This window comes from Pigmentiphaga soli (genome assembly GCF_039541095.1).
GTDB lineage: Bacteria > Pseudomonadota > Gammaproteobacteria > Burkholderiales > Burkholderiaceae_B > Pigmentiphaga > Pigmentiphaga soli.
Genome location: NZ_BAABFO010000017.1, coordinates 76,397 through 102,749, shown reverse-complemented (window position 1 = coordinate 102,749; position 26,353 = coordinate 76,397). Strand labels below are relative to the sequence as shown.

General features: G+C 67.5%; 26 protein-coding genes. 13 read left to right on the top strand and 13 right to left on the bottom strand.

Annotation, left to right across the window (positions count from 1 at the left end):
- Positions 1-25: 25 nt before the first annotated feature.
- The 9 genes from hprK to ABD927_RS17035 form a co-directional block, all read right to left on the bottom strand.
- The gene (gene hprK, locus ABD927_RS17075) at positions 26-964 is read right to left on the bottom strand and encodes an HPr(Ser) kinase/phosphatase (protein WP_345251046.1); all 939 of its coding nucleotides are present in this window, start codon (positions 962-964) and stop codon (positions 26-28) included.
- Positions 965-1,009: 45 nt separating this feature from the next.
- Positions 1,010-1,480, bottom strand: a complete 471-nt coding sequence (gene ptsN, locus ABD927_RS17070; protein WP_345251045.1) for a PTS IIA-like nitrogen regulatory protein PtsN — start codon at positions 1,478-1,480, stop codon at positions 1,010-1,012.
- Between the two features lie 207 nt (positions 1,481-1,687).
- Positions 1,688-2,017 carry a ribosome hibernation-promoting factor, HPF/YfiA family gene (gene hpf / locus ABD927_RS17065; protein WP_345251044.1) on the bottom strand — a complete coding sequence of 110 codons (330 nt, stop codon included), beginning with the start codon at positions 2,015-2,017 and terminating at the stop codon, positions 1,688-1,690.
- Positions 2,018-2,328: 311 nt separating this feature from the next.
- The gene (locus tag ABD927_RS17060) at positions 2,329-3,807 is read right to left on the bottom strand and encodes an RNA polymerase factor sigma-54 (protein WP_345251043.1); all 1,479 of its coding nucleotides are present in this window, start codon (positions 3,805-3,807) and stop codon (positions 2,329-2,331) included.
- Positions 3,808-3,816: 9 nt separating this feature from the next.
- The gene (lptB, locus tag ABD927_RS17055) at positions 3,817-4,689 is read right to left on the bottom strand and encodes an LPS export ABC transporter ATP-binding protein (protein ID WP_345251042.1); all 873 of its coding nucleotides are present in this window, start codon (positions 4,687-4,689) and stop codon (positions 3,817-3,819) included.
- On the bottom strand, positions 4,686-5,321 hold the full coding sequence (gene lptA, locus ABD927_RS17050; RefSeq protein ID WP_345251041.1) for a lipopolysaccharide transport periplasmic protein LptA: 636 nt from the start codon (positions 5,319-5,321) through the stop codon (positions 4,686-4,688). Before lptA ends, lptB begins: the two co-directional genes overlap by 4 nt.
- Positions 5,314-5,928 carry an LPS export ABC transporter periplasmic protein LptC gene (gene lptC, locus ABD927_RS17045; RefSeq protein WP_345251040.1) on the bottom strand — a complete coding sequence of 205 codons (615 nt, stop codon included), beginning with the start codon at positions 5,926-5,928 and terminating at the stop codon, positions 5,314-5,316. The genes lptA and lptC overlap by 8 nt, the downstream gene beginning before the upstream one ends.
- 17 nt (positions 5,929-5,945) lie before the next feature.
- On the bottom strand, positions 5,946-6,557 hold the full coding sequence (locus tag ABD927_RS17040; protein ID WP_345251039.1) for a KdsC family phosphatase: 612 nt from the start codon (positions 6,555-6,557) through the stop codon (positions 5,946-5,948).
- A gap of 7 nt (positions 6,558-6,564) precedes the next feature.
- Entirely contained in the window at positions 6,565-7,560 is a 996-nt protein-coding gene (locus tag ABD927_RS17035; protein WP_345251038.1) for a KpsF/GutQ family sugar-phosphate isomerase, read from the bottom strand.
- 212 nt (positions 7,561-7,772) lie between these two features.
- Here ABD927_RS17035 and ABD927_RS17030 point away from each other — a divergent pair, with 212 nt between their 5' ends.
- Positions 7,773-8,312, top strand: coding sequence for an adenine phosphoribosyltransferase (locus ABD927_RS17030; protein WP_345251037.1), 540 nt, complete (start codon positions 7,773-7,775; stop codon positions 8,310-8,312).
- 107 nt (positions 8,313-8,419) lie between these two features.
- Here the strand turns inward: ABD927_RS17030 and uvrA are convergent, their stop codons facing one another.
- Positions 8,420-11,293: an excinuclease ABC subunit UvrA gene (uvrA, locus tag ABD927_RS17025; RefSeq protein WP_345251036.1), complete on the bottom strand. Its 2,874-nt coding sequence runs from the start codon at positions 11,291-11,293 to the stop codon at positions 8,420-8,422.
- Between the two features lie 102 nt (positions 11,294-11,395).
- On the opposite strand from uvrA, the gene ABD927_RS17020 reads away from it, so the two are divergent.
- From ABD927_RS17020 to ABD927_RS17010, 3 genes are all read left to right on the top strand, one after another.
- A complete protein-coding gene (locus ABD927_RS17020) occupies positions 11,396-12,622 on the top strand; it encodes an MFS transporter (protein ID WP_425570286.1) in 1,227 nt (408 codons plus the stop codon).
- A gap of 148 nt (positions 12,623-12,770) precedes the next feature.
- Positions 12,771-13,259, top strand: a complete 489-nt coding sequence (gene ssb / locus ABD927_RS17015; RefSeq protein WP_345251034.1) for a single-stranded DNA-binding protein — start codon at positions 12,771-12,773, stop codon at positions 13,257-13,259.
- Between the two features lie 245 nt (positions 13,260-13,504).
- The gene (locus tag ABD927_RS17010) at positions 13,505-14,062 is read left to right on the top strand and encodes a restriction endonuclease (RefSeq protein ID WP_345251033.1); all 558 of its coding nucleotides are present in this window, start codon (positions 13,505-13,507) and stop codon (positions 14,060-14,062) included.
- 142 nt (positions 14,063-14,204) lie between these two features.
- Here ABD927_RS17010 and ABD927_RS17005 read toward each other — a convergent pair whose 3' ends face one another.
- The gene (locus tag ABD927_RS17005) at positions 14,205-15,140 is read right to left on the bottom strand and encodes a type II toxin-antitoxin system HipA family toxin (RefSeq protein WP_345251032.1); all 936 of its coding nucleotides are present in this window, start codon (positions 15,138-15,140) and stop codon (positions 14,205-14,207) included.
- A 192-nt stretch (positions 15,141-15,332) separates the two neighbouring features.
- A complete protein-coding gene (locus ABD927_RS17000; RefSeq protein WP_345251031.1) occupies positions 15,333-15,710 on the bottom strand; it encodes an XRE family transcriptional regulator in 378 nt (125 codons plus the stop codon).
- A gap of 198 nt (positions 15,711-15,908) precedes the next feature.
- On the opposite strand from ABD927_RS17000, the gene ABD927_RS16995 reads away from it, so the two are divergent.
- The 8 genes from ABD927_RS16995 to ABD927_RS16960 all read left to right on the top strand — a co-directional run bounded on the left by ABD927_RS16995 (position 15,909) and on the right by ABD927_RS16960 (position 24,765).
- Positions 15,909-17,120: an MFS transporter gene (locus tag ABD927_RS16995; RefSeq protein WP_345251030.1), complete on the top strand. Its 1,212-nt coding sequence runs from the start codon at positions 15,909-15,911 to the stop codon at positions 17,118-17,120.
- Between the two features lie 226 nt (positions 17,121-17,346).
- Positions 17,347-19,380: a methyl-accepting chemotaxis protein gene (locus ABD927_RS16990; RefSeq protein ID WP_345251029.1), complete on the top strand. Its 2,034-nt coding sequence runs from the start codon at positions 17,347-17,349 to the stop codon at positions 19,378-19,380.
- Positions 19,381-19,464: 84 nt separating this feature from the next.
- Positions 19,465-20,733 carry a putative Na+/H+ antiporter gene (locus ABD927_RS16985; protein WP_345251028.1) on the top strand — a complete coding sequence of 423 codons (1,269 nt, stop codon included), beginning with the start codon at positions 19,465-19,467 and terminating at the stop codon, positions 20,731-20,733.
- 202 nt (positions 20,734-20,935) lie between these two features.
- Complete coding sequence (locus tag ABD927_RS16980; protein ID WP_345251027.1) at positions 20,936-21,289, top strand: FmdB family zinc ribbon protein; 354 nt, start codon at positions 20,936-20,938, stop codon at positions 21,287-21,289.
- 48 nt (positions 21,290-21,337) lie between these two features.
- Positions 21,338-21,937: a DUF502 domain-containing protein gene (locus ABD927_RS16975; RefSeq protein ID WP_345251026.1), complete on the top strand. Its 600-nt coding sequence runs from the start codon at positions 21,338-21,340 to the stop codon at positions 21,935-21,937.
- A 94-nt stretch (positions 21,938-22,031) separates the two neighbouring features.
- Positions 22,032-23,831 (top strand): aspartate--tRNA ligase, encoded by a 1,800-nt coding sequence (aspS, locus tag ABD927_RS16970; protein ID WP_345251025.1) that lies wholly within the window; start codon positions 22,032-22,034, stop codon positions 23,829-23,831.
- Between the two features lie 27 nt (positions 23,832-23,858).
- Positions 23,859-24,281 carry a VOC family protein gene (locus ABD927_RS16965; RefSeq protein ID WP_345251024.1) on the top strand — a complete coding sequence of 141 codons (423 nt, stop codon included), beginning with the start codon at positions 23,859-23,861 and terminating at the stop codon, positions 24,279-24,281.
- 109 nt (positions 24,282-24,390) lie between these two features.
- Entirely contained in the window at positions 24,391-24,765 is a 375-nt protein-coding gene (locus ABD927_RS16960) for a DUF423 domain-containing protein (RefSeq protein ID WP_345251023.1), read from the top strand.
- Between the two features lie 42 nt (positions 24,766-24,807).
- Here the strand turns inward: ABD927_RS16960 and ABD927_RS16955 are convergent, their stop codons facing one another.
- Positions 24,808-25,362 carry an NADPH-dependent FMN reductase gene (locus ABD927_RS16955; protein ID WP_345251022.1) on the bottom strand — a complete coding sequence of 185 codons (555 nt, stop codon included), beginning with the start codon at positions 25,360-25,362 and terminating at the stop codon, positions 24,808-24,810.
- Between the two features lie 109 nt (positions 25,363-25,471).
- On the opposite strand from ABD927_RS16955, the gene ABD927_RS16950 reads away from it, so the two are divergent.
- Positions 25,472-26,341, top strand: a complete 870-nt coding sequence (locus tag ABD927_RS16950) for an endonuclease/exonuclease/phosphatase family protein (RefSeq protein ID WP_345251021.1) — start codon at positions 25,472-25,474, stop codon at positions 26,339-26,341.
- Positions 26,342-26,353 lie beyond the last annotated feature (12 nt).

Genomic DNA, 26,353 nt, shown 5'->3' with positions numbered 1-26,353 from the left:
AGTGCCGCCCCCGGGGGAGCGCGCGTCAGCGCGTAGGGGGGGGACCATTGATCGCGTCGAGTTGCCGTTCCATGAATTCGCTCAACGTGTCGATCCCGCGCAACTGCAGGATGGCGTTGCGGACCGCCGCCTCGACCAGCACCGCCAGGTTGCGGCCGGCGGCCACCGGCAGCACCACCTTGCGGATCGGCAGGGCCAGCACGTCTTCCGTCAGCGCCTGCAGCGGCAGGCGTTCGAACGTGGCCTCGGGCGAAGTGTTGCGCACCAGGTGCACGATCAGCTTGAGCTTCATCTTGCGCCGCACCGAGGTCTCGCCGAAGATCGCGCGGATGTCCAGCAGCCCGAGGCCGCGCACTTCCAGCATGTTCTGCAGCAGCGCCGGGCAGCGGCCTTCGATGATGTTGGGCGCGATGCGCGAGAATTCGACGGCGTCGTCGGCCACCAGGCCGTGGCCGCGCGAGATCAGCTCCAGCGCCAGCTCGCTCTTGCCCAGCCCCGATTCGCCGGAGATCAGCACCCCCATGCCGAGCACGTCCATGAAGACGCCGTGCACGGTGGTGACCGGCGCCAGCCGCTTGGCCAGGTAGATGCGCAGCAGGTCGATCACGTGCGCCGCCGCCTTGGGCGTGGCCAGCAGCGGCACGCCCTGGCTTTCGCAGTGTTCGACCAGTTCCTCGGGCGCGGTCAGGTCGTCGGCCACGATCAGGGCCGGCACGCCGCCCGCGATCAGTTCGTCGAGGTGGTGGGCGCGCTTGCGGGGGTCGAAGCGGCTGTAGTAGGACAGCTCTTCGTGGCCGAACACCTGGATGCGCGACGGATGGATCAGGTTGAGGTGGCCGACCAGGTCGGCCGCCGCCAGACAGGTATCGGGCAGCGGCGAACGGCCGGCGCTGGCGCGGCCGGCCAGCCAGCGCAGCGCGATCTTATCGGCATTGTCGTCGACCAGTTTTTCGATGGTGAGCATGAAGGGCACGCAAAAAGGGAGTGGCGGAGCGGCCCGGACGGGCGCTCAGGCCTCGGACTGCGCCGGTTCCCAGTGGGTCAGCAGGGCATGCACGGCGCTGGCCGAGGATTCGCCGGCCAGCGTTTCGCGCAGGGTCTTGTTCGACAGCATCTGCGCCAGTTCCGACAGGATCTCCAGGTGCTGCTGGGTGGCCTGCTCGGGCACCAGCAGGAACACCATCATCTGCACCGGCTTGCCGTCGGGCGCCTCGAAGCCGATGGGGTGGGCCAGCCGCACGAACGCGGCGATGGCTTCGTCCAGGCCCTTGATGCGGCCGTGCGGAATGGCCACGCCGTGGCCGAGGCCCGTGGAGCCAAGCCGTTCGCGCGAGAACAGGCTGTCGAACACCACTGAGCGGGCGATGCCGTGGTTGTTTTCGAAAAGCAGGCCGACTTGCTCGAAGACGCGCTTCTTGCTGGTGACTTCCAGGTCGAGCAGGATATTCGACGGAGGAAGAATCCGCGAAATCAGGTTCATGGCAGTGGGAATCGGCCGGCGGCGCGGGCTAAAAAAGGGACGGGGCCGGGGACCGAAAAATGGAAGCAACAGAATTTCGATTATAGCCAGCTGAAAAAGTCTGTCACCAATCGGGGTGCCGCCCTGCGCGATCTTGCAACATGCCGCGCGGACGGCACCGGGCTCACTCACGCAGGCGATCGGCCTGCGTGCTGGCGCCGCCGCCCGCTATAGGTTGGCGGCCGCCTGTTTCTTGGGGGCTTCTTCGATGCGGGGGCGCTGGACGCGATCCTTGTACTTGATGACCTGGCGGTCGACCTTGTCGATCAGCGTGTCGATGGCGGCGTAGAGGTTTTCCTCCAGCGCTTCGCAGTGAACGTCTTTTCCTCTGAGGTGCAGGGTGATGTCGGCGCGGTGTTGGAGTTTTTCCACCGAGAGCAGAACCTGGATGTCGATCACGTGATCGAAATGCCGCAGCACCCTGGCTAGCTTGTTCATCACGTACTCGCGGATGGCAGGCGTCACGATGAGGTGATGTCCGCTGATGCTCAGATTCATGTATAGCCCTCCTTGAGCTGTATGCCGGAGACGGGCTCCGGAAACTGCGCGGGCGGCCGCGACGCCGCCTGCGCACCATGGCACGGGCGTGCCACTCTGCTTGGGTCGCGCCGGGAGTTCCCGGACCAGGCCACGCAAGCGAAGTGGCGGGCGCATGCATTCAGCGTTTGGAAACTACATGGGCGCCGGTCCGGCTCGTTCAAGGGCGGGTTTGCCCGAAGCGCGTCTTAGGCGGGCGCCGGGCCGTCGCACGCCCCCTCGGAGGCCATCGTTCGGGGGCCGTTAAGGCGCCCGAACGATCGGGGGCTCCTTCAAATCGCCTTGCGCAATGACACCGGGGGGATCTTGAGGGCTTCGCGGTACTTCGCGACGGTGCGGCGGGCCACCACGATGCCTTGCTCCCCGAGCATCTGCGCGAGCTGGCTGTCGGACAAAGGCTGGGTCGGTTCCTCCGCGCTGACGAGCTGCTTGATGAGCGCCCGGATCGCGGTCGAGGATGCTGCCCCCCCGGTCTCCGTGGCGACGTGGCTGCCGAAGAAATACTTCAGCTCGAACGTACCCAGGGGCGTGAGCATGTACTTCTGCGTCGTCACCCGTGAGATCGTCGATTCATGCAACCCTAGTGTATCCGCTATTTCGCGCAGCACAAGGGGGCGCATGGCCACTTCGCCATGGTTGAGGAAGCCGTGCTGGCGTTCGACGATGGCCTGCGCCACGCGCTGGATGGTGTCGAAGCGTTGCTGCACGTTGCGGATCAGCCAGCGCGCCTCCTGCAGCTGGGAGGACAGCCCGGGGTGGGCGGAGGCGCGTTCGGACTTCAAAATCTGCGCGTACAGCTGATTGACGCGCAGGCGCGGCACGGCCTCGGAGTTGAGGATGGCGCGCCACTGGTTGCCGACCTTGCGCACGACCACGTCGGGCACGACGTAGTCGGCCGCCGGCGACGAATAGCGCGCGCCAGGCCGCGGGTCTAGCCGGCGGATCAGCGACTGCGCGGCGCGCAGGCGGTCATCGTCGCAGCCGAGCGCCTTGCGCAGGCGGGCGTAGTCGCGCGCGCCCAGCAGCGTCAGGTGTTCGTCGACGATGATGCGGGCGCAGGCCAGCGCCTGGGGGTCGCGCGCCTCGGGTAGCCGGTCGAGGTCGGGATCGCGCAGCTGCAGCCGCAGGCATTCCGACATGTTGCGGGCGCCCACGCCGGCCGGGTCGAACGATTGCAGCAGGCCCAGGGCCGAGCGCAGCTCGTCGCAGTCGATCTCGAGTTCCTCGGGGAACAGCGTGGCCAGTTCTTCCAGCGAGCTGCCGAGATAGCCGTTGTCGTCGAGCTCGTCGATCAAGGCGCGCACCAGCGCGCCGTCGCGCGTGGTGACCTGGGTCAGCGACAGCTGCTCCAGCAGGTGCTCGCGCAGCGAGGCCGAGCGGGCCGCCAGCTGCGGCGCGGTGTCGTCGTCGTATTCGCCGCCCGGCCGGTGCAGCTCGGGCAGGTCCGGCACGTCGGGCGCATCGGGCACGTCGTCGACGGCGGCCGGCGCCTCGGACGTTTCGGCGCCGGATTCGGCGGCGCCGTGGTCCGCCGCGACCGTCACTTCATGCACGCTGCCGTCGGCGTCCACGCGCAGCGCGCCGCTCGGGACGTCGTCGTCCCGTTCCAGCAGCGGGTTCTCCTGCAGGATCTGCTCGATCTCGTGTTCCAGTTCGAGCGTGGACAGCTGCAGCAGCTTGATCGACTGCTGCAGCGCGGGGGTCAGCGCCAGGTGCTGCGAGGTGCGAAGTTGAAGGCCGGGTTTGAGCATGGGCTCCGCCTACATGCGGAAATGTTCTCCTAGGTAGACGCGCCGCACGGCCGGATCGCCGACGATTTCCTCGGGCTGGCCGTCGGCCAGTACGGCGCCGTCGCTGATGATGTAGGCGCGGTCGCAGATGCCGAGCGTCTCGCGCACGTTGTGGTCGGTGATCAGCACGCCGATCCCGCGTCCCTTCAGGAAGCGCACGATGCGCTGGATCTCGATCACCGCGATCGGGTCGACGCCGGCGAAGGGCTCGTCGAGCAGGATGAAGCGCGGGTCGGTGGCCAGCGCGCGGGCGATCTCGACCCGCCGGCGCTCGCCGCCCGACAGCGAGATCGCGGCGTTCTGGCGGATGTGGCCGATCTGCAGTTCTTCCAGCAGCGCTTCCAGGCTTTCCTGCACATGCGCGGCGGTCAGCGTCGCGCCTTTTTCGTCGCGCTGCAGTTCGAGCACCGCGCGGATGTTCTGCTCCACCGTCAGGCGGCGGAAGACGGAGGCGTCCTGCGGCAGGTAGGACAGGCCGCGCCGCGCGCGCTGGTGGATCGGCATGCCGGTGATGTCGGTGCCGTCGATGTCGATGGCGCCGGCCTCGGCCGGGACCAGGCCGACGATCATGTAGAAACAGGTCGTCTTGCCGGCGCCGTTGGGGCCCAGCAGGCCCACCACCTCGCCGCCGCGGACCTCGAGGGAGACGTCCTTGACCACCGTGCGGCCCTGGTACGACTTGCGCAGCCCGCGTGCGCGCAGCCGGCCGACGTGCTTGATCTCGCCGGCGATGCCGATGGGGGCGCCGGTTTCGGCCGTGGGGTGTTCCGCGCTGGAGGCCGAGCCTTGCGGGATGGCCTCTTCCGCGTCGGAACCGTATTCGCCTGGCAGCCGCTCGCTCATTGACCCCCCTTGGCCGGCGGCGCCGGGCAGGGCTGCGCAGGCGCGGCGGCGGCGCCGCCGTCCTGCCCTTCCTTGGGCTGGATCACGGTGCGCACGCGCTGGTTCGGCGTGGCGGCGCCGGGGCCGCCGTTGGCGGTGTAGGTTTCGGTGCGCTGGTTGTAGGTGATGCGCTGGCCGCGCACCTCGTCCACCGTCTGTTCGCACACCAGCTTCTTGACCTGAGCGCGGGTGATGAAGTGGATCAGGTCGTTGCGGCCGTCGAATTCGGCGCGTTCGCCCACGCCCTCGATGTATTCGTCGGTGCCTTCGCGGCGCTGGCGCACGAACACCAGCTTGCCCTTGGACGCCGTGGCCACGCCGTACTGGTAGCCGTCGGGGTCTTCGTGCAGTTCGAGGCGGTCGGCGCGCAGCACCAGCGAGCCGCGGGTCAGCACCACGTTGCCGGTGAATACGCTGGTCTGTTTCAGGTCGTCGTAGTGCAGCGCGTCGGCGTCGACCATGGTCGGTTGCTGGTTGTCGGCGCGCGCGGCGGCGGCCGGCGCGGGGGGCATGGCCAGCGCGGCGAGCGCCAGCAGCGCGCCGGCGGCGCGCCGGAAGATCGGCAGAAGATGCACGGTTGTCTTGTTATCCATTCTGGGCGGGCCGTCGTGGCGGGGCGGGGCGCTGGCCGGCCGGCGCGATCTGCACTTGCGTGCGCTGCTGGACGGTGAGCTCCCGCGTGATGTTGTCGTAACGCATGCCCCGGCCCTGGATGCGCGAGCGGCCGTTGACGATGGTCGCGGGCTGGTCGGTGGTGGCCACTTCCTCGTCGGGGTACAGCGTCATGGTATCGCTGCGCACGTCGAGCGCGGGGCGGTCGGCCGTGGCCAGCCGTTCGAAATGCGCGTCGCCGTTCATCACGATGCGCGCGCCGTCCTGGTCCATGCGGGCGCGCTGCGAGGTGGCGACGGTGAGCGGCCGGTCGGCGCGCTGGCTGACGGCCTTGGCCTGGGTCACGGTGGAGGAGTCGTCGTCGGGGTAGTGCTCGAGCCGGGCGCCTTCCATGCGCGAACTGGGGATGCCGTCGGGGCCGCTGCGGACCATGACGAAATCCTCGATGTAGGAATCGATCTCGTGCGTCAGGCGGCGCGGCGGATCCTGCGGCACCGCGCGCTGGGCATAGTCGGCCGCCCACCACGTGCCGGCCACCAGGGCGGCCAGCAGCGCGATCGAGACGAAGGTGGCGAGGCGGTCTTTCATGGCGCAGTCCGTCCGGGCTACTGGGGCGAGCCGGCGGTGGTGAGCGCGCTGCGGCTGCCGCTGGCGATGAAGCCGCCGAGCCGGCCCTGCGCGGCCAGGATCAGGTCGCAGCATTCGCGCGCCGCGCCGAAGCCGGCCGGGCGGGTGGCCACCCAGTGCGCGGCCTGCGCCACGTACACCGGCGCCTCGGCCACGCTGGCGGCAAAGCCCACGCGCTGCATCGCGGCCAGGTCGATGATGTCGTCGCCCATGAAGCCGACCTCGTCCAGGTCGAAGCCGTGGCGCTGGGCCAGCGCGGTCACCGCGGCGCTCTTGTCGCGCACGCCCTGCTGCACCTCGGCCAGGCCCAGGTCGGCCGCGCGCCGCGCCACGGTGGGCGAGTCGCGGCCGGTCATCAGCGCGACCTCGATGCCGATATCGTGCAGCATGCGCAGCCCGTAGCCGTCGAGCGCGTGGAACTGCTTGACGGTTTCGCCGTGCTCGCCGTAGTTCAGCACGCCGTTGGTCAGCACGCCGTCGACGTCGAAGATCATCATGCGCAGCCGCGCGGCGCGCAGGCACACTTCGCGCGTGGCGCGCGCCAGGATCAGCGCTTCGGCGGGATGGGTGGGAAGGGGTTTGATCGCCATCGTATTGTCAGAGCACCTTGGCCGCCATCAGGTCGTGGGTGTGCAGGGCGCCGATCAGCGCGCCGTCGCCGTCGACCACCAGCAGCTGGTTCTTGCGGTTTTCGTCCATCAGGGCCGCGGCCTCGACCGCCAGCGCATCGGGGCCGATCGTGCGCGGGTCGCGGGTCATGCCGCGGTCCACCGTCAGCGCGCGGATGTCGCCTTCGCGCTCGATCAGCCGGCGCAGGTCGCCATCGGTGAAGATGCCCACCAGGCGGCCGCCGTCGACCACCGCCGTCATGCCCATGCCCTTGCGGGTGATTTCCAGCAGGGCCTCGGTAATGGATGCCGTGACCGGCACGGTGGGCACCGCGTCGCCGCGGCGCATGACATCGCTCACGTGGGTCAGCAGGCGCTTGCCGAGGGCGCCGCCCGGATGCGAGCGGGCGAAATCCTCGGGGCCGAAGCCGCGCGCCGCCAGGCAGGCCACCGCCAGCGCGTCGCCCAGCGCCAGCGCGGCGGTGGTGCTGGCCGTGGGCGCCAGGTTGTTGGGACACGCTTCCTGCGCCACGCTCGCATCCAGGTGGACATCGGCCAGCTGCGCCAGTTCCGACCCGGGCCGGCCGGTGATCGCGATCAGCCTGGCACCCATGCGCTTGACCAGCGGCACCACCGTCAGCAGCTCGACGCTGGTGCCGGAATAGGAAATCGCCACCAGCAGGTCGTCGGCCGTGATCATGCCGAGGTCGCCGTGCACGGCTTCGGCGGAATGCACGAAGAAGGCCGGCGTGCCGGTGGAGGCCAGCGTGGCGGCGATCTTGCGGGCGATGTGGCCCGATTTGCCGATGCCGCTGACGACCACCCGCCCGCGGCAGTCCAGCAGCATGCGCACGGCGGCGACGAAGCTGTCGTCGAGCCGGCCTGCCAGATCTTGCAGCGCCTGGGTCTCGATGGCGAGCGTGCGCCGGGCCGAGGCCAGCGCGTCGGCGGCCAGGGAGGCGGGGGAGGAAGCGGTTGCTGTCATGGCTTGCGATTTCAACTGGTGCGCGCCGGCGTTTCGGGCGAAAATGCCTGCGGCCGGGCGCCGCCCGGTCTGCGATTTTACGGCGAGGACCGATCAGTATAGTAGCAAGGGCACGATCCTTGCTTGCGAAATCGCCGGGTCAGCTGCCACTACGCGGGCCGTCTCCTCCGTCTCCGGTTTCCGTCCACCGTCTGCCACACGCCGAGCCCACCATGTTTCTGGACCCGAACTACATCCGCAACCGTATCCGGACCGTGCCCGACTGGCCCGAGCCGGGGGTGTTGTTCCGCGACATCACCCCTTTGTTGCAGGATCCGCGCAGCTTTCGCGTGCTGATCGAACTGTTCGTCTACCGCTACATGAACCAGCGGCTCGACCTGGTGGCCGGCATCGACGCGCGCGGCTTCATCGTCGGCAGCGTCATCGCCCACGAACTGAACCTGGGCTTCGTGCCGGTGCGCAAAAAGGGCAAGCTGCCGTTCGATACCATCGTCGAGCAATACCAGCTCGAATACGGCAGCGCCTCGGTCGAAATGCATGCCGACGCGGTGCGGCCGGGGCAGCGCGTGCTGCTGGTCGACGACCTGGTGGCCACCGGCGGCACCATGCTGGCCGGCATGAAGCTGCTGCAGCGGCTGGGGGCCAACGTGGTCGAGGCCGCCGCGGTGATCGAGCTGCCGCGGCTGGGCGGCGCGCAGGCCATCCGCGAACAGGGGCTGAACCTGTATACGGTTTGCCAATTCGAAGAGTGATGCCCCTGGCCGGCCAACGGCCCTGAACGGGCCATCGGCCGGCTGTCTCCCGAGGGGACGCGCCCAGCTCGGGGCGGCCCGGCGCCCGGCTATCCGGTCTTGCGCAGCTAAGCCGACTTACGGCGCGCCGGCGTGGCCGGCGTTTTCAGCAGGCGGGCCAGGTAGCGCCCGGTATGGCTGCCCGGCGTGCGCGCCACTTCTTCCGGCGTGCCCTGCGCCACCACCCGGCCGCCGCCGTCGCCGCCTTCCGGTCCCATGTCGACGATCCAGTCGGCGGTCTTGATGACGTCGAGGTTGTGCTCGATCACCACCACCGTGTTGCCGGCGTCCACCAGTTGCCCGATCACGTGCAGCAGCAGCGAGATGTCGTGGAAATGCAGCCCGGTGGTGGGTTCGTCGAGGATGTACAGCGTGCGCCCGGTGCCGCGCTTGGACAACTCCTGCGACAGCTTGACGCGCTGCGCCTCGCCGCCCGACAGCGTGGTGGCGCTCTGCCCCAGCCGGATGTAGCCCAGGCCGACGTCGATCAACGTTTGCAGCTTGCGCGCGATGGCCGGCACCGCCTCGAAATACGCCAGCGCCTGTTCCACCGTGAGGTCGAGCACCTCGCTGATGTTGCGGCCGCGGTAGCGGATCTCCAGCGTTTCGCGGTTGTAGCGGCTGCCGTGGCAGACGTCGCACGGCACGTAGACGTCGGGCAGGAAGTGCATCTCCACCTTGACCACGCCGTCGCCCTGGCAGGCCTCGCAGCGGCCGCCCTTGACGTTGAAGCTGAAGCGGCCCGGGTCGTAGCCGCGCGCGCGCGCCTCGGGCACGCCGGCGAACAGCTCGCGGATCGGCGTGAACAGGCCGGTGTAGGTGGCCGGGTTGCTGCGCGGCGTGCGGCCGATCGGGCTCTGGTCGACGCTGATGATCTTGTCGAAGTTCTCCAGCCCTTCGATCGACTCGTAGGGCGCGGGCTCGGTCTGGCTGTTGTACAGATGGCGCGACACCGCCGCCACCAGCGTGTCGTTGACCAGCGTCGACTTGCCCGAACCCGACACGCCCGTGATGCACACCAGGCGGCCGGCCGGAATCCGCAGTTCGACCGATTTCAGGTTGTTGCCGCTGCAGCCCGTCAGCCGCAGCCACGGCAGCTCGGCCTGGCCGTGCACCGGGCGCCGTGCCGGCACGCCGATGGCCTTGGCCCCGCTCAGGTACTGGCCCGTGAGCGATTGCGGGTCGCGCACGATCTGCGCCGGCTTGCCCTGCGCCACCACCTGGCCGCCATGCTCGCCGGCGCCCGGACCCATGTCGACCACCCAGTCGGCGGCGCGGATCATGTCTTCGTCGTGCTCGACCACGATCACGCTATTGCCGAGGTCGCGCAGGTGGCGCAGCGTCTCGATCAGGCGGTCGTTGTCGCGCTGGTGCAGGCCGATCGAAGGCTCGTCCAGCACGTACATCACGCCGGTCAGGCCCGAGCCGATCTGGCTGGCGAGCCGGATGCGCTGCGCCTCGCCGCCCGAGATGGTGTCGGCGCTGCGGTCGAGCGAGAGATAGTCCAGCCCGACGTTGTTCAGGAAGCTCAGGCGCGAGGCGATCTCGCGCACGATGCGGTCGGCGATGTCGCGCCGGGCCCCGGTCAGCGCGAGTTCTTCGAACCAGCGCAGGCAATCGGCCAGCGGCAGCGCCTCCAGCTCGTAGATCGCGCGGCCCTGTTCGCCGTCGCCCACCCGCACGTAGCGCGCCTCGCGGCGCAGGCGCGAGCCGCCGCAGTCGGGGCAGGTCTTGGTGTTGCGGTACTTGCCGAGCTCTTCGCGCACGGCGGCCGACTCGGTTTCCTTCCAGCGCCGTTCGAGATTGGGGATCACGCCTTCGAAGGGATGCGAGCGCACGGTGGTGCGGCCCTTCTCGTTGACGTAGGTGAAGGCGATTTCCTGTTCGCCGGAGCCGTACAGCACCTTTTGCTGCACGGCCTCGGGCAGCGCCTCGAACGGCGTGTCGACGTCGAAGTCGTAGAAGGCCGCCAGGCTGGTCAGCAGCTGGTGGTAGAAGGGGTTGCGGCGGTCCCAGCCGCGGATCGCGCCGCTGGCCAGGCTCAGTTCCGGGAAGGCCACCACCCGCTTGGGATCGAAGAAGCCGACGTGGCCGATGCCGTCGCAGGTGGGACAGGCGCCGACCGGATTGTTGAAGCTGAACAGGCGCGGTTCGAGTTCCGGCAGGCTGTGGCTGCACACCGGGCAGGCGTAGCGGCTGGAGAACAGGTGCTCGCGCGGCGGCTCGGCGTCGAGCTCGAGCACGATGGCGCGGCCGTCGGCCAGGCCGATCGCGGTCTCGAAGCTCTCGGCCAGCCGCTGCTGCGCTTCCGGCCGCACGCGCAGCCGGTCGATCACGATGTCGACGTCGTGCTTTTCGGTTTTCTTCAGCGGCGGCACGCTGTCGATGTCGAGCACCTTGCCGTCGATCCGCACGCGCACGAAGCCTTGCGCCTGCAGGCTGGCGAACTCGTCTTCGAAACTGCCCTTGCGCTCGCGCGCGATCGGCGCCAGGATCGCCAGCCGCGTTTCGGCCGGCAGCGCCAGCGTGGCGTCGACCATCTGGCTGACGCTCTGCGCCTGCAAGGGCAGGTTGTGGTCGGGGCAGTAGGGCGTGCCGACCCGGGCGAACAGCAGCCGCAGATAATCGTGGATTTCCGTGACGGTGCCGACGGTGGAGCGCGGATTGTGGCCGGCCGCCTTCTGCTCGATCGAGATCGCCGGCGACAGGCCCTCGATCAGGTCCACCTCGGGCTTGTCCATCAATTGCAGGAACTGGCGCGCGTAGGCCGACAGGCTTTCCACGTAGCGCCGCTGGCCTTCCGCATACAGCGTATCGAAGGCGAGCGACGACTTGCCTGAGCCCGACAGGCCGGTAATCACCACCAGCCGGTGGCGAGGCAATTCGAGCGTTACGTTCTTGAGATTGTGGGTGCGCGCACCCCTGATCCGGATGACATCCATCGACGATTCCCGAGCGGCGCCGTCCGCGACGCCGGCGCCAAGTCAACTTGGTACTATAGCGCGCTACCGCGCCGCGCGCCTCCCTCCTGATTGCCTGCACCAATGACCGCTTCCGAATCTTTCCGCATGACTCCGACGGAGCGCCGTGCCAGCCTGTCGCTGGCCGGGCTGTTCATGTGCCGGATGCTGGGCTTGTTCCTGCTGCTGCCGGTATTCGCGGTGGCCGCCCGCGGCCTGCCCGGCGGCGACGACCCGGCGCGGGTCGGGCTGGCGCTGGGCATGTACGGCCTGACCCAGGCCTTCATGCAGATCCCGTTCGGGCTGGCGTCCGACCGCTGGGGGCGGCGCCCGGTGGTGGTGGCCGGGTTGTTGCTGTTCGTGGCCGGCAGCGTGCTGTGCGCGCTCAGCCACGACCTGTTCTGGATCACCATCGGCCGCGCGGTGCAGGGCTCGGGCGCGATCTCGGCCGCCGTCACCGCCTGGCTGGCCGACGCCACGCGCGACCAGGTGCGCACCAAGGCGATGGCGATGATCGGCGCCTCGATCGGGATGACGTTCGCCGTATCGCTGGTGCTGGCGCCGCTGGTGGTGGGCTGGGGCGGCCTGGGCGGGCTGTTCTGGACCATCGCCGGGCTGGGCGTGGCGGCGCTGGCGGTGGCGGCCTGGGTGGTGCCGGCGGCGCCGCCCGGCGCGCCGCCGGTAGGCGGCATGCCGGCCGGGCGGGTGCTGACCCATCCCGACCTGCTGCGGCTCAACCTGGGCGTGTTCAGCCTGCACCTGATCCAGGTGGCGCTGTTCGTCGTGGTGCCGGCCACGCTGGTGCACGTGGGCGGGCTGTCGGCCGCCACGCTGTGGAAGGTCTACCTGCCGGTAGTGCTGGGGTCGTTCCTGGTAATGGTGCCCATCATCGCCCTGACCGAACGCTTCGCCGTCCACCGCGTCACGCTGCGCGCCGCGATCGCCGCGCTGGTGCTGGTGTGCGTGGCGCTGCTGTGGGCGCAGGAGCATTACCATGCGCTGGTGGCGGTGCTGGTGGGGTTCTTCTCGGTCTTCAACGTGATCGAGGCGCTGCAGCCCTCGCTCGTGTCGCGGGTGGCGCCGCCGCACCTGAAGGGGCTGGCGCTGGGCTTTTACAATACCAGCCAGGCCATCGGCCTGTTCGCCGGTGGCGCCCTGGGCGGCTGGCTGTTGTCGCACGTGGGCGCTTCCTCAGTGTTCGAGGCGGCCGCGGCGCTCGCGTTAATATGGCTGATCGCCGCCTGGGGGATGAAGCCGCTGCCTGTGCGCCGGCCGGCGGGAAGCGGCAAGGTGTCCAGCCCGGCAGCCTGAAGGCGGACATTCCGGTCCGGGGCTGCGCGTTGCGCGCATTGCATCCGGCCGGTTTTCAACCAATCATTGCGCTGTGCGGCGCCTGTGGCGTTCGTGCCGTGGTCCCCGCGCAGTCGCGCATCGCATACGGAATCAACTGGAGAGTGGCATGGCATCCGTCAACAAGGTAATTCTCGTCGGCAATCTGGGCCGAGACCCCGAAGTCCGGTACAGTCCGGACGGCGCGGCGATCTGCAATGTTTCGATCGCTACCACGTCGCAATGGAAGGATAAGAATACTGGGGAACGGAAGGAAGAGACTGAGTGGCATCGGGTGGTGTTTTACAACCGGCTGGCTGAGATTGCTGGGGAATATCTGAAGAAGGGGCGCTCGGTTTATGTGGAAGGGCGGTTGAAGACGCGCAAGTGGCAGGATAAGGACACTGGCGCCGATCGCTACAGCACGGAAATCGTGGCTGACCAGATGCAGATGCTGGGTGGGCGTGAAGGTGGCGGGGGTGGTGGTGAAAGCTATGGCGGCGGTGATTCGGCGCCGCCGCAGCGTCAGGCTCGGCAGTCCAGCGGTGGCGGGCAGCGCGCCTCGTCGTCCAGCCCGGCGCCCAACTTTGCCGATATGGATGACGACATTCCGTTTTGATCCTGATGGGCTGTATTAAGCTATTGAAACCCGCAGCTGTATGTGCTGCGGGTTTTTTGTATGTGGGAATATGTCGAAGACTGGTATCGGCCAGGAGCGGACAGTCGTTCCGTCCGCAGATTTTTAGGTTTGTCTAAAAGATGGCAGTAGGTTTTGCGCCAATGAGCTCGACTAGATTCTATTTTTTTAAGCGATAAATCGTCACCAGCGGCTTGTCGTCTATTTGTGATCTGTAATTAAGGCCCATGACAAAGTTCAAGCGCACCTCAAACATCACGCCGGAAGAGTACGAGCTCCAAGTAAAGATGTGGCTTGAGTCTGTCGGACACGAGCTGGACTCATTCTCAGCTGCTCACCGCGAGATTCTTAGCGGCGCTGACGGTGAGTACGAAATTGACGTTGTTGTGCGTTTCAAAGCGCTTGGCGGGGTTCAGTTCAAGACGCTCGTTGAGTGTAAAAAGCATAAGAACCCTATCAAGAGAGAGCTAGTTCAAGCCCTACACCAAAAGCAACTATCGCTCGGCGCAAACAAGGCAATTCTTGTTAGTACATCCGCTTTTCAAGAGGGCGCGGTTGAGTTCGCTCGGGCACACGGTATCGCGCTGGTGAGGCTTATCAGCGGAGTTGCCATGTACATACAGGGGAGCAGCCAACGCAGTAGTGCGCCGATTCCGTATATCCCTGCTGACGTCGATCCATATGCTGGGCTGCTGTACTCTCCGCAGGAGGGCCTTATCCCGGAGGGCTTCAATAGCCACAATAACTTGGCATTGGAGCGATACCTTAACGGGCCTGGGCCCTAATATTCTTTTCGGGGAGATCACTCATTGACTGCTTTGGGTCGATAGCAGCCACTCACCATATTCCGCTGGGATAGCCTCAAACAAATTGGTTTGTAGGCCTTCCCTTGGTCGTAAAGACTGCAGGCCTTTTAGTCAGCGTCTTTCATGATTTCTTGCGCTGACCAGCCAGAAATGGTCGATCAACCTGACTGGTCAGCAAGTCGATGTCCGTATCGCTCACGCCGGCATGGCGGAAATGTTCTTTCCAGCCTGCAACGATTGTGCATACCCTCTTTATTTCTACCTCGGCCTCGCCCTTCTTGAAGCCGAATTGCCGGCTCTCGGAAGGCGCGTTTTCCAGCGTCGAATCGGCTGCAGCAGCGCCAACCCTCATCTGTTGAAACCCAAGTGCCTGACCCGACGGCAGCACATCAAAGGCCGGCGAAAGTTCATACTCCCCGCTGTCGGCCATGAGAAGGGCATGGTTTTTTTCATGGTCGTCGGTATGGTCCATCAGGATGTTGAAGACCATGCGCCGGAACAGTTCCCTCATTTGTTCGAGATGCACGCCGCCGGCCGCGACCCCGCGCCTGCGCAGCCATTGGGCCAACTCGGGATAGCCGAGTTCTTCACCCGCCGCCTTGAGCACCACATTGGCGGACAGGGCATGTATGCGTCTGGCTCCGACCCGGTCGAAGCGTTGCACTGCCACGGCATGGCCATGGCGAACCTTCACCGGCAGCGTACGCGCGACCCGGATGCCGGCGCGTTCGGCCAGCGTCATCGTGGCATGCTCGACCAACGACATATCGATGGGTTCGCCGGGTTCGTTGAACTTCAATACCCATGGCTGCCCATTCAGGGCCAGCAGCGCCTTGGGGCGCGCGCCCCCCATGGTTGCGCCTGGCGTAATCAGCCTGCGCTTCTCCTCTGCCACCGGTTCGCCCGACATGACTTGGCAGACGGCTTGTTCAATCTCCGCCACATCTTCAAGCCGGGGAAGCGGGCCCGTGGCGCGCGCCACGTATTGTTCGGCCGAGATGGATACGCCCAGGGCACCGAAACGCTCGTCGCCCGCATAAAAGAGGAAATCCAGCACGGACAGGCGGGGCGGTTTGTCCAGAACGCGGATGACGCGTTCGCCCCAGCGGTCGGGCCGCGCATCGTCGACTGCGCCGGCGGCCGTCTCCTTTTCCCTGGGAAGAAACTCCCAAGCGTGGGGATGCCGGGTTGGCCAGCCACCACAGATAGAGCGATTCGCTGGGCCGGTAGCGACTGAGATCGAACGCCATCATGGCTCGCCACCTTCATCCCTGTCTGGCGTTTCCGGCATGCCATAGAGCGACGGCTGCTTGCGCACGGATCGCGACTTGGCCGCCCGGACCGCTTCTTCCAGCGCACCCCGGTCATGTTCCGGCGCGGCAAGCTCTGGGATGGCTTGAGAGCGGCCGATCAACCACAGGGCCGTAGCATAAACGCCCATGGAGACGCTGGGATCTCCCTTTTCCATCCGCATGAGCGTCGGTTCGGATACGCCGATACGCCGAGCCCATGTTTTCATGGATTCCCGGCGACGCTTGCGTGCGATGGACAGGTTTTCGCCCAGGACGCGCAAGTGCGCCTGCACCGCGGATGGCATGGAGTCGATGGCTTCGGATCGCCTTGCCATAACGTATATTTTATTAAAATAGACTAAAAACAGAAATATATGTTTGTTTGAATCGTCTCGTCAGTGTCTCCATTCCAGGTGTGCGCGCAACTACCTCATGGCTTCTCCTGTGTCGTCGATCTCGCCCGATTCGGCGTCCGTCCGGCTTCGAGCGGCGGCATGCGCTAACATCTCCGCTTCGCCCCTTCCCCTCCAGTCATGGCGCTGCAACGCGTTTTCCCGGCCCTGGCCGAGCCCACACTGCGGCGCTACCTGACGGGCCAAGTGGTGTCGGTGCTCGGCAGCTGGACCCAGAACGTCACGCTCAACCTGGTCGTCTACCACCTGTCGAGTTCGGCGGCGGTACTGGCGCTGCTGAATTTCCTGCTGTACGGCCCTCAACTGATCATCGCGCCGCTTGTGGGCGCGCGGGTGACTTCCGGCAACTCCCGGCGCGCCACGCTGGCCGTGCTGTACGTGTCGATGGGGGTCGCCTGCCTGCTGGCTTTGCTATCGGCCTTCGACATGCTGCGCCTGCCGGTCATCCTGGCACTGGCCCTGGTGATCGGCATCCTGACGGCAGCCGAGTCGCCGGTCCGCCAGGTGCTGCTGGTATCCAGCCTGCAGGATGCCTCGCTGGTGCCGCAGTCGGTGGCGATGAACACCATGGTCTACAACGTCGGCCGCATGGTAGGCCCCAGCATCGCCGCGATCATCTACCCCACGCTGGGCGAAACCGCTTCCTTCCTGTGCTACGCCGCCGCGCTGGTCGTGATGGCGCACTGCGTGCGGTCGATCACGGTGCGCGCGCACATCGAGACCAAGGGCCAGCCGCAAGGCGGCCTGCGCGCGGCGCTGGCCTACGTGCTGGACGACCGCTTCACCGCCAAGTACATGCCCATCCTCGCCTGCATGGGCCTGCTGGCGGGCAGCTACCAGACGCTGGTGCCGTTGCTGGCCGACCAGGTCTTCCACGACGCCGCCGCCTACACCGGCCTGTTCTTCGCCTGCTCCGGGCTGGGCTCGCTGGGCGCGGCGCTGCTGCTGTCGTCGGCTTTGGGCGGATCGCTATCGCTCCGCTTCCTGCGTTTCACGCCATGGGCCTGCTGCGTTGCGCTGGCAATGCTGGCGACCGCCCATGGCGCGGCAACCAGCGCCGCCGGCTTCTTCCTGCTGGGCTTTTCCCTCACCTTCACCGCCACCTCCACCAACGCCACGATGCAGCGCAGCTGCCCCGACGCCGTGCGCGGCGCGCTGGTCGGGATGTACGGCATGGCCTACAACGGCACCATGCCGTTCGGCTACCTGCTGGTGGGTTCGTTCTCGGAGGCGTTCACCGTCACCGGCGCGTTCGCCGTGATGTCGGCGGTGCTGACGGCAGCGGTCGCAGCGATCAGCTTCGCCCACTGGCGCCGGGTCGGACACCAGTAGGCAAGCACTAGCTGCCATTGCGCGCGGCGATATTCCGTCCCGGACCCAGGCAATCCAGCCCGGCCGGGCTGCCGGCGCCGCCTCGTTCAAGCGGAAAACAGCCCCAACCCGCCAGAAGGTGTGCCCTCCCTTTTGTAAAAAAGGGCTCAACCCGGCTGTCAAACTGCCGTAAAGAACCACACGTCCGCTTCGGCCGGACGGGGGTCGACTATAAAAGGTGGGGTTTATGTCCATATCGTTCAGCCTGGGGACGCGTTCCCTGGCCAAACAGGTATTGATTCTGGCGCTGTCGACCTGCGCGGTCGTCTCGATCGTCATGGCGGTCGTGGTTACCGGGCAGGCGGTGAAGGCGGGGCAGCGGACTGTCGAGCGCGAGATGCAGGATGCCCTGGTCAGCACCAGCAACAGCCTGATGCTGGCCTTCGATTCCGCGAAAGTGCGCGTGGAGCGCCAGCTGCTGGTGTTCCAGCGCATGATGGGCGAGCTGCCGTCGCCCGACGGCACCACCACCCCCACCGGCGTGGCCGGCGACATCATGACCGTGCGCGCGGGCGAGAACGTGCTCAACGGCAACGTGGCCCTGCTGCAGCGCATGCGCAGCTACACCGGCGCCGATCCCGAGCTGGTGGTGCGCAACAACAACCGGTGGATCCGCGTGGCCACCCTGCAGCGCGACGCCAACGGCCAGCCGCTCACGGGCACCCCGCTGGATGCCGGCGACTTCGTCGCCACCACGCTCGATGCGGGCCAGCCGGCCACCAACGTCGTCTACCGCAACGGCCGCTGGTACGCCACCTACGTGCGGCCGCTGAACGACGACAACGGCAAGATGTACGGCGGCATTTCGCTGCAGGTGGACCTGACCGACGACGTGGCCAGCGTGCTGAAGTTCGTGCAGGACGCCACCGTGGCCGAGTTCGGCCATCTCTACGTGCTGTCGCAGAAGGTGGACGGCGATGCCGAGTTCCTGCTTCACCCCATCTACCAGGGCAAGAAGATCGGCGACGTGCCGACCGAAGACCGTACTTTCTTCGACCAGATGGTCGATACCGACAGCGGCTTCCTGCAGGCCAAGCTCAGCACCGACGAAGACACCCAGTTCGTGGCCTTCCGCGCCGTGCCGAACTGGGACTGGATCCTGGTGGCCAGCGGGTCGAAGTCGGCCTTCCTGCGCGAGGAATACATCCGCACCGCCATGATCGTGGGGCTGGTGATGATCGGCGGCATCGTGACCGGGCTGCTGATCTTCCTGCGCATGTCGGGGGCGCTGCGTCCGGTGCGCGACGTGGTCGACGGCATCACGCGCCTGGGCGATGGCGACCTGACGCGCGACGTGCCCGCCGGCCCGCGCGGCTCGCGCAACGAGATCCACGTCATGGCCGACCGCATCAACGCCACCCGGCTGCGCATCGCGCAGCTGGCGCAGCAGATGAACTCCACCGGTTCGCAGGTGGCCAGCGCCACCACGCAGACCCTGCAGGCGCTGCACCAGATCGGCCGCGGCACGGAAGTGCAGTCCGAGGCGGCCAGCGGCGTGGCCGCCGCGGTGGAAGAATTGACCGTGTCGATCTCGCAGATCGCCGACAACACCCGCGAGGCCAACGGCTTTTCCAAGGCGTCGACCACGGCGGCCGAGGAGGGCGCGGTGGTGGTGTCGCAGGCCGTGTCCGATACCGAGCGGATGGCCGAGCAGATCGCCAGTTCGGCCGGCGTGGTGCAGGAGCTCGAAGCCTCGTCGCGGCAGATCTCCGCGGTGGTCAAGACCATCCAGGAAATCGCCGAGCAGACCAATCTGCTGGCGCTGAACGCCGCGATCGAGGCGGCCCGCGCCGGCGAGGAAGGGCGCGGCTTCTCTGTGGTGGCCGACGAGGTGCGCGGGCTGGCCGAGCGCACCAAGGCCTCGACCGCGCAGATCGCCCAGGTCATTTCTTCGGTGCAGAAGCAGACCACGGTGGCGGCCGAGGCCATGCGGCAGGTCAATACCGACATGCAGCGTTCGGCCGAAGGCGCCCGCCAGGTGGGCGAGGTGCTGACCCGCATCCGCGAGGCCGCGGCCCGCACGGCCGAGGTCATCGCCGATATTTCGAACGCGGCGATGGAGCAGAAGTCGGCCTCCGAACAGATCGCCAGCCGCGTCGAGCAGATCGCCCAGTATTCGGAAGAGTCGGCGGCGGCGGTGCAGCAGTCGGTGGCGTCGGCCGAGTCGCTGCAGAACCAGGCGCGCGAGCTGGACGAAACGATCCGCACGCTGCGCACCTGATTTTCCCCAGGTTGCGCACCGGCGCGGCAAACAGGGCGGCTACACTCGGGGTGCCGCCCTTTTTCATATCTTTCCGGTCCATCGATGCCTGGTCAGCTTCCCACCCCTGTTGAACTGATCGCCACCGTCCTGTTCGCGATCGCCGTCCTGCATACCTTTTCCGTTCCCTTCTTTGCCCGCCTCGCGCATCGCGGCGGGCCGCATGCCGGCGTCTGGCACCTGCTGGCCGAAGTGGAGGTCGTGTTCGGCGTCTGGGCCTTCGTGCTGCTGGCGGCGATCGCGCTGTTATCGGGCAGCGAGGCGGCCGTGGCCTACATGGACGAGCGCAATTTCACCGAGCCGCTGTTCGTGTTCGCGATCATGGTGATCGCCGCCAGCCGGCCGATCCTGGGCGTGGTCAGCGGCGCCGTCGATCGCCTGGCGGCGGTGGCGCCGGGCCGGCGCCAGGTGTCGGGCTATTTCCTCTTGATGTCGCTGGTGCCGCTGCTGGGTTCCTTCATTACCGAGCCGGCGGCGATGACGCTGGCGGCGGTGATGCTGCGCGATTCGCATTTCCGCCACGTCGGCGATGCCCGCTTCAAGTATGCGACGCTGGGCGTGCTGTTCGTCAACGTTTCCATCGGCGGCGTGCTGACGGCCTATGCCGCGCCGCCGGTGCTGATGGTGGCGTCCACCTTCGGCTGGGACACGGCCCACATGGCCACGCATTTCGGCTGGCGCGCGGCCTGCGCCGTGTTGCTGAACGCCGCCGTGGCGACCCTGGTTTTCCGGCGCCCGCTGGCGGCGGCGCCGGCCGACGCGCCGCGCCCGCGCGCCGCCGCGCCGGTGCCGTGGAGCGTGGCGCTGGTGCACCTGGCCTTCCTGGCCGGGGTGGTGGTCTACGCCCATCATCCGGCCGTCTTCGTCGGGCTGTTCCTGCTGTTCATCGGCTATACCGAGGCCTACAAGCGGCATCAATCCCGGCTGCTGATCAAGGAGGGCCTGATGGTTGCCTTCTTCCTGGCCGGCCTGATCGTGCTCGGCGGGCTGCAGAAGTGGTGGCTGCAGGATCTGCTCGGCGGCCTGCCGCCGGTGGCGCTGTATTGGGGCGCCACGGCGCTGACGGCCATTACCGACAACGCGGCGCTGACTTATCTCGGCTCGCTGGTCGAGGGTACGTCCGACCTCTGGCGCTACATGCTGGTGGCCGGGGCGGTCACGGGTGGCGGGCTGACGGTGATCGCCAACGCGCCCAATCCGGCCGGGTTTTCGATCCTGAAGGGCGAATTTCCCGACGGCACGGTGCGGCCGCTGGGCCTGCTGGCGGGGGCCGCGCTGCCCACGGCGGTGGCGGCCGCCATGTTCTTGTCGTAGAGGTCCCTGCGCGCTTCGCGCGTCCCGGCGGAGCCGGATCCGCCGCATCCTCGATTGGTACGCTGAATAGGCAAAAAAGCCGCTAAAATCCTGGGCTTTGATCAATCATCGCGCGCGGCGCGCCATCGCGGCCGCGCGCCGGCCCGGCCGCGTCCTGCGCCTGTCCGGGCCTTGCCAGGGCGATGCCTCAGGAGCGTTGGCGATGCCTATCTACGCCTACAAATGTACCGCCTGCGGGTTCGAGAAAGACGTGCTGCAGAAGATGTCGGACGCGCCGTTGACCGAGTGCCCGTCGTGCGGGCAGTCGACGTTTGCCAAGCAGTTGACCGCGGCCGGCTTCCAGCTGAAAGGGTCCGGCTGGTACGTGACCGATTTCCGCAACGGCGGCAGCGGCGCCAAGCCGGCCGCCGCGTCGTCCGGTTCGCCGGAGGGCAGGGCCAAGCCGGCGGAAGGCGGGGCCAAGCCGGCCGGCGACGGTGCCGCGTCTTCCGCCGGCTCGTCGCCGGAGTCGTCCGGCGCATCGAAGGCCGCCTCCACGCCGCCGGCCGCCGCCTGACCCCGGCCGGCCGCCGCCCGCGGCCCGCATGCCTTTTCTGGAACCCCGGTGTTCAAACGCTACTTCATTACCGGCCTGCTGATCTGGATTCCCCTGGTGATCACCGTATGGGTGATCGACGTGGTGGTGTCGACGTTCGAAGCCGTGGTGCCCACCATGCTCAGCTCGGAGTCGCTGTTCGGCCGCCACATCCCGGGGTTCAGCTTCGCGCTGGTGGTGGTGGTGATCCTGGCCACCGGCATATTTGCCGCCAACCTGCTGGGGCGCAAGCTGCTGGAAGTATGGGAAGGGCTGCTGGGCCGGATCCCGCTGGTGCGGTCCATCTACACCTCGGTCAAGCAGGTCAGCGACACGGTGCTGGCGCCCAACGGCCAGGCCTTTCGCAAGGCGGTGCTGGTGCAGTATCCGCGCCAGGGCTCGTGGTCGATCGGTTTCCTGACCGGCGCGCCCGGCGGCGAGATCGCCGCCCGCCTGCCGGGCGAGCATGTGAGCGTATACCTGCCCACCACGCCCAACCCGACGTCGGGCTTTTTTCTGATGATGCCGCGTTCCGACGTGATCGAACTCGGCATGACCGTGGACGCAGCCTTGAAATACATCGTGTCGATGGGGGTCGTCGCGCCGGTTCATCCGGCGCGCGGCAATTGATGCGCGGCCGCGCCGGCCGGCCGCCGCAGGCGGCGCCGGCCCTGCCCCGCCCGCCCCGAGCCATCGACACTTACCCAATCTAGACGGAGATCCCATGCGTACCTGCTATACCGGCCAGGTCTCGAGCGAGCACCTCGGACAAATCGTGACCCTGTTCGGCTGGGTGCATCGCCGCCGCGACCACGGCGGCGTCATTTTCATCGACCTGCGCGACCGCGAAGGCCTGGCGCAGATCGTCTGCGATCCCGACCGCGTCGATACCTTCCAGATCGCCGAGCGCCTGCGCAACGAATTCTGCATCCGGGTCACGGGCCTGGTGCGCCGCCGCCCCGAGGGCACCGTCAACCCCGCGCTGAAGTCGGGCGAAGTCGAAGTGCTGTCGCACGAGATCGAGATCCTGAACCCGTCGGTCACGCCGCCGTTCCAGCTCGACGACGACAACCTGTCGGAAACCACCCGCCTCACGCATCGCGTGCTCGACCTGCGCCGGCCGCAGATGCAGCAGAACCTGATGCTGCGCTACCGCGTGTCGATCGAGGTCCGCAAGTACCTCGACAGCCTGGGCTTCATCGACATCGAAACGCCGATGCTGACCCGCAGCACGCCCGAGGGCGCGCGCGACTACCTGGTGCCGTCGCGCGTGCACGCCGGCGAGTTCTACGCGCTGCCGCAATCGCCGCAGCTGTTCAAGCAGATGCTGATGGTGTCCGGCTTCGACCGCTACTACCAGATCGTCAAGTGCTTCCGCGACGAAGACCTGCGCGCCGACCGCCAGCCGGAGTTCACCCAGATCGACTGCGAGACCTCGTTCCTGAACGAGCAGCAGATCCGCGAGATCTTCGAGAACATGATCCGCCACGTGTTCAAGGCGGTGAAGGGCGTCGAGCTGCCCGACCCGTTCCCGGTGATGCCGTGGAGCGAGGCGATGGGCCGCTTCGGCTCCGACAAGCCCGACCTGCGCGTCAGGCTGGAGTTCACCGACCTGACCGACGTGATGAAGACGGTGGACTTCAAGGTGTTCGCCAGCGCCGCCAACAGCGACGGCGGCCGCGTGGTGGCGCTGCGGGTGCCTGGCGGCGCCGAGCTGTCGCGCAGCGAGATCGACGCCTACACCCAGTTCGTCGGCATCTACGGCGCGCGCGGGCTGGCCTGGATCAAGGTCAACGAGCTGGCCAAGGGCCGCGAGGGCCTGCAGTCGCCTATCGTCAAGAACCTGCACGACGACGCGCTGGCCGCGGTGCTGTCGCGCTCCGGCGCCAAGGATGGCGACATCCTGTTCTTCGGCGCCGACAAGGCCAAGATCGTCAACGACGCCATCGGCGCGCTGCGCGTGCGCATCGGCCACAGCGAATTCGGCCGCCGCCAGGGCCTGCTCGAAGGCGACTGGAAGCCGCTGTGGGTGGTCGACTTCCCGATGTTCGAGTACGACGACGAGGCGCAGCGCTACACCGCCGCCCACCATCCGTTCACCGCGCCCAAGGACGGCCACGAAGACCTGCTCACGTCGGATCCCGGCGCCGCGCTGGCCAAGGCCTACGACATGGTGCTCAACGGCTGGGAGATCGGCGGCGGCTCGGTGCGCATCCACCGCGAGGAAGTGCAGAGCAAGGTGTTCCGCGCGCTCAAGATCGACGCCGACGAAGCCCGCCTGAAGTTCGGCTTCCTGCTGGACGCGCTGCAGTACGGCGCGCCGCCGCACGGCGGCATCGCCTTCGGCCTGGACCGCATCGTCACGATGATGACCGGCGCCGAATCGATCCGCGACGTGATCGCCTTCCCCAAGACCCAGCGCGCCCAGTGCCTGCTGACCCACGCACCCTCGCCGGTCGACGAAAAGCAGCTGCGCGAACTGCACATCCGGCTGCGCAACGCCGACATCAAGGCGGTGCAATAAGCGGTTTCATTCCAGACGGAGACTTCCATGTCCAGCATGCCGCTCTTCCATCTCGCGTTCCCGGTCGATGACCTGGCGCAGGCACGCGCCTTCTACGGCGGCCTGCTGGGCTGCCCCGAAGGCCGCAGCTCCGACGCCTGGGTCGACTTCGATTTCTACGGCCACCAGATCGTGGCCCACCTGTCGCCGGGCGAGGCCGGCGCCCGCAGCGCCAGCGCGGTCGACGGCCACGACGTGCCGGTGCGGCACTTCGGCGCCATCCTGTCGATGGCGCAGTGGGAAGCGCTGGCCGACAAGCTGCGCGCCGCCGGCACCGAATTCATCATCGAGCCCTACGTGCGCTTCAAGGGCGAGGTCGGCGAACAGGCCACCATGTTCTTTCTCGACCCCTCGGGCAACGCGCTCGAGTTCAAGGCCTTCGGCGATCTCAGCCAGGTCTTCGCCAAGTAATGCACCTCTATCACCCAGCACCGTCGCCCCCCAGGACGCAGCGCATCCGGCTCCGCCGGTCCGCCAGCGTCGCCCCCTGGGGGGGCGCGCGAAGCGCGTAGGGGGACCTATGCTTACATCTTCACGAGTACTGCTTGCCTTCGCCGCGCCGATGGGGGCGGCAGGCGTCATCCTGGCCGCGATGGCGACGCACCTGGCCGGCGGCGCCATTTTGTCCACCGCGGCGCTGTTCCTGTTGCTGCACGCCTGCGCCGTGCTGGGGCTGGCCGCGCTGATGCCCCACGTGGACCGCGCCCGCCCGGCGCTGACCGCCGCCGCCGTACTGCTGATCGCCGGCACCCTGTTGTTCTCGGGCGACCTGGCGCTGCGCCAGCTGGCCGGCGTCAAGCTGCTGTGGGGCACGGCGCCGTTCGGCGGCGGCGCCATGATCGTGGGCTGGCTGTGCGCGTCGATCCCGACGTTTTTCGGGTTGCCGCGTCAGTAGAGCAAGGCGCAAGGCGGTGGCCCGCCCGGGCGGGCCCCGGCCTCAGCCCACGTGCCGCGTCACGAAGGCGGCGTAGCGGTCGACGAAGCCCTGCACGAAGTTGCGCACGACCTGGTTGGCGATGGCGCCGCTGTCGTCGTACAGGCCTTCGGCATGCTGCACGAACACGAAGGGCTGCGCCAGCGTGGGCACGTCCAGCGCGGCCAGCACCAGCCGCAGATGCTCTTGCGCCAGCGCGGTGCCCACCGGGCTGCCAGAGGCGCCGATCACGCCGGCCGGCTTGTTCGGCCACGAACTCTTGCCCCAGGGGCGCGAGCCCCAGTCCAGCGCGTTCTTCAGCACGCCCGGAAAGGAGCGGTTGTATTCCGGCGTGACGAACAGCAGCGCCTGCGCCGACTCCACCGCCTGCTTGAAGCGCTGCACCGGCTCGGGCAGCGCGGTATCCAGGTCCTGGTTGTACAGCGGCAGGTCGCCGATGGGGATGTCTTCGAATTGCAGCTGCGCGGGGGCCATCTTGACGATCGCGCCGGCCAGCCGGCGGTTGATCGATTCCTTGCGCAGGCTGCCGACGATGAGGCCGACCTTGATCGCGTTCATGGCACAACTCCTTCGGCTTTGTGGACAGGTATCCGGCCGATGATAGCGCCGCCCCCGGCTGCCGCGGGGCCTGGAGTACACTTTTTCGCCATCGTTACTAGGAGTCTCGGTGGGCAGCCTGCGTATCGTCAGCTACAACATCCACAAGGGCCGTTCCGCACTGGGCGGCCGCGAGTCCCTGCACGAACTGCGGCTCGGCCTGCACGGCCTGCGGGCCGACCTGGTCTTCCTGCAGGAAGTGCAGGGGCGCAACGACAAGCGCGGCACGCTGCACGAGCAGCACGAAGTACTGGCCGCCGCGCTGCGGCTGGAGGCCGCCTACGGCCGCAACGCGGTCTATCGCCATACCGATCACGGCAATGCGCTGTTGTCGCGATTCCCGATCGTGTCGCACGTCAACGAAGACATCTCCGACCACGCGATGGAGCAGCGCGGCATCCTGCATGCGTGCATCGACATCGATAATCGCATCGTGCACTGTTTCGTGGTCCATTTCGGGCTGTTCGCCGGCAGCCGCGTGCGCCAGGCCGCCGCGCTGATCGCCCGCATCGAGTCGGAGGTGCCGGCCGGCGCGCCGGTCTTGATCGCCGGCGATTTCAACGACTGGAACAACGTGCTGTCCGGCATCCTGGTGCGCCGCCTCGACCTGCACGAAGTGTTCGCCACGGCGCCGCTGAGAGGAGACCTGGAGCCGCGGCCGCGGATGTCGGTGCGCGCGCTGGGGCAGGCCTTCCGCAACCGCGACCTGTCGATGCTGCGGCCGCCCCTGGTGTCCGCGGCGCCGCTTCGCATCGGCCTGGGCGACCGCGCGCTGACGCCCCGTCCCCCGCGCACTTTTCCCGTCGTCTTTCCCTGGCTGCGGCTGGACCGCATCTACCAGCGCGGCTTCTCGGTGCGCCGCGCCAGCGTGCTGCAGGGCCGGCCGTGGACGCGGCTGTCGGACCACGCGCCGCTGCTGGCCGAACTGGAGCTGCCTTAGTCGTTTTCGACT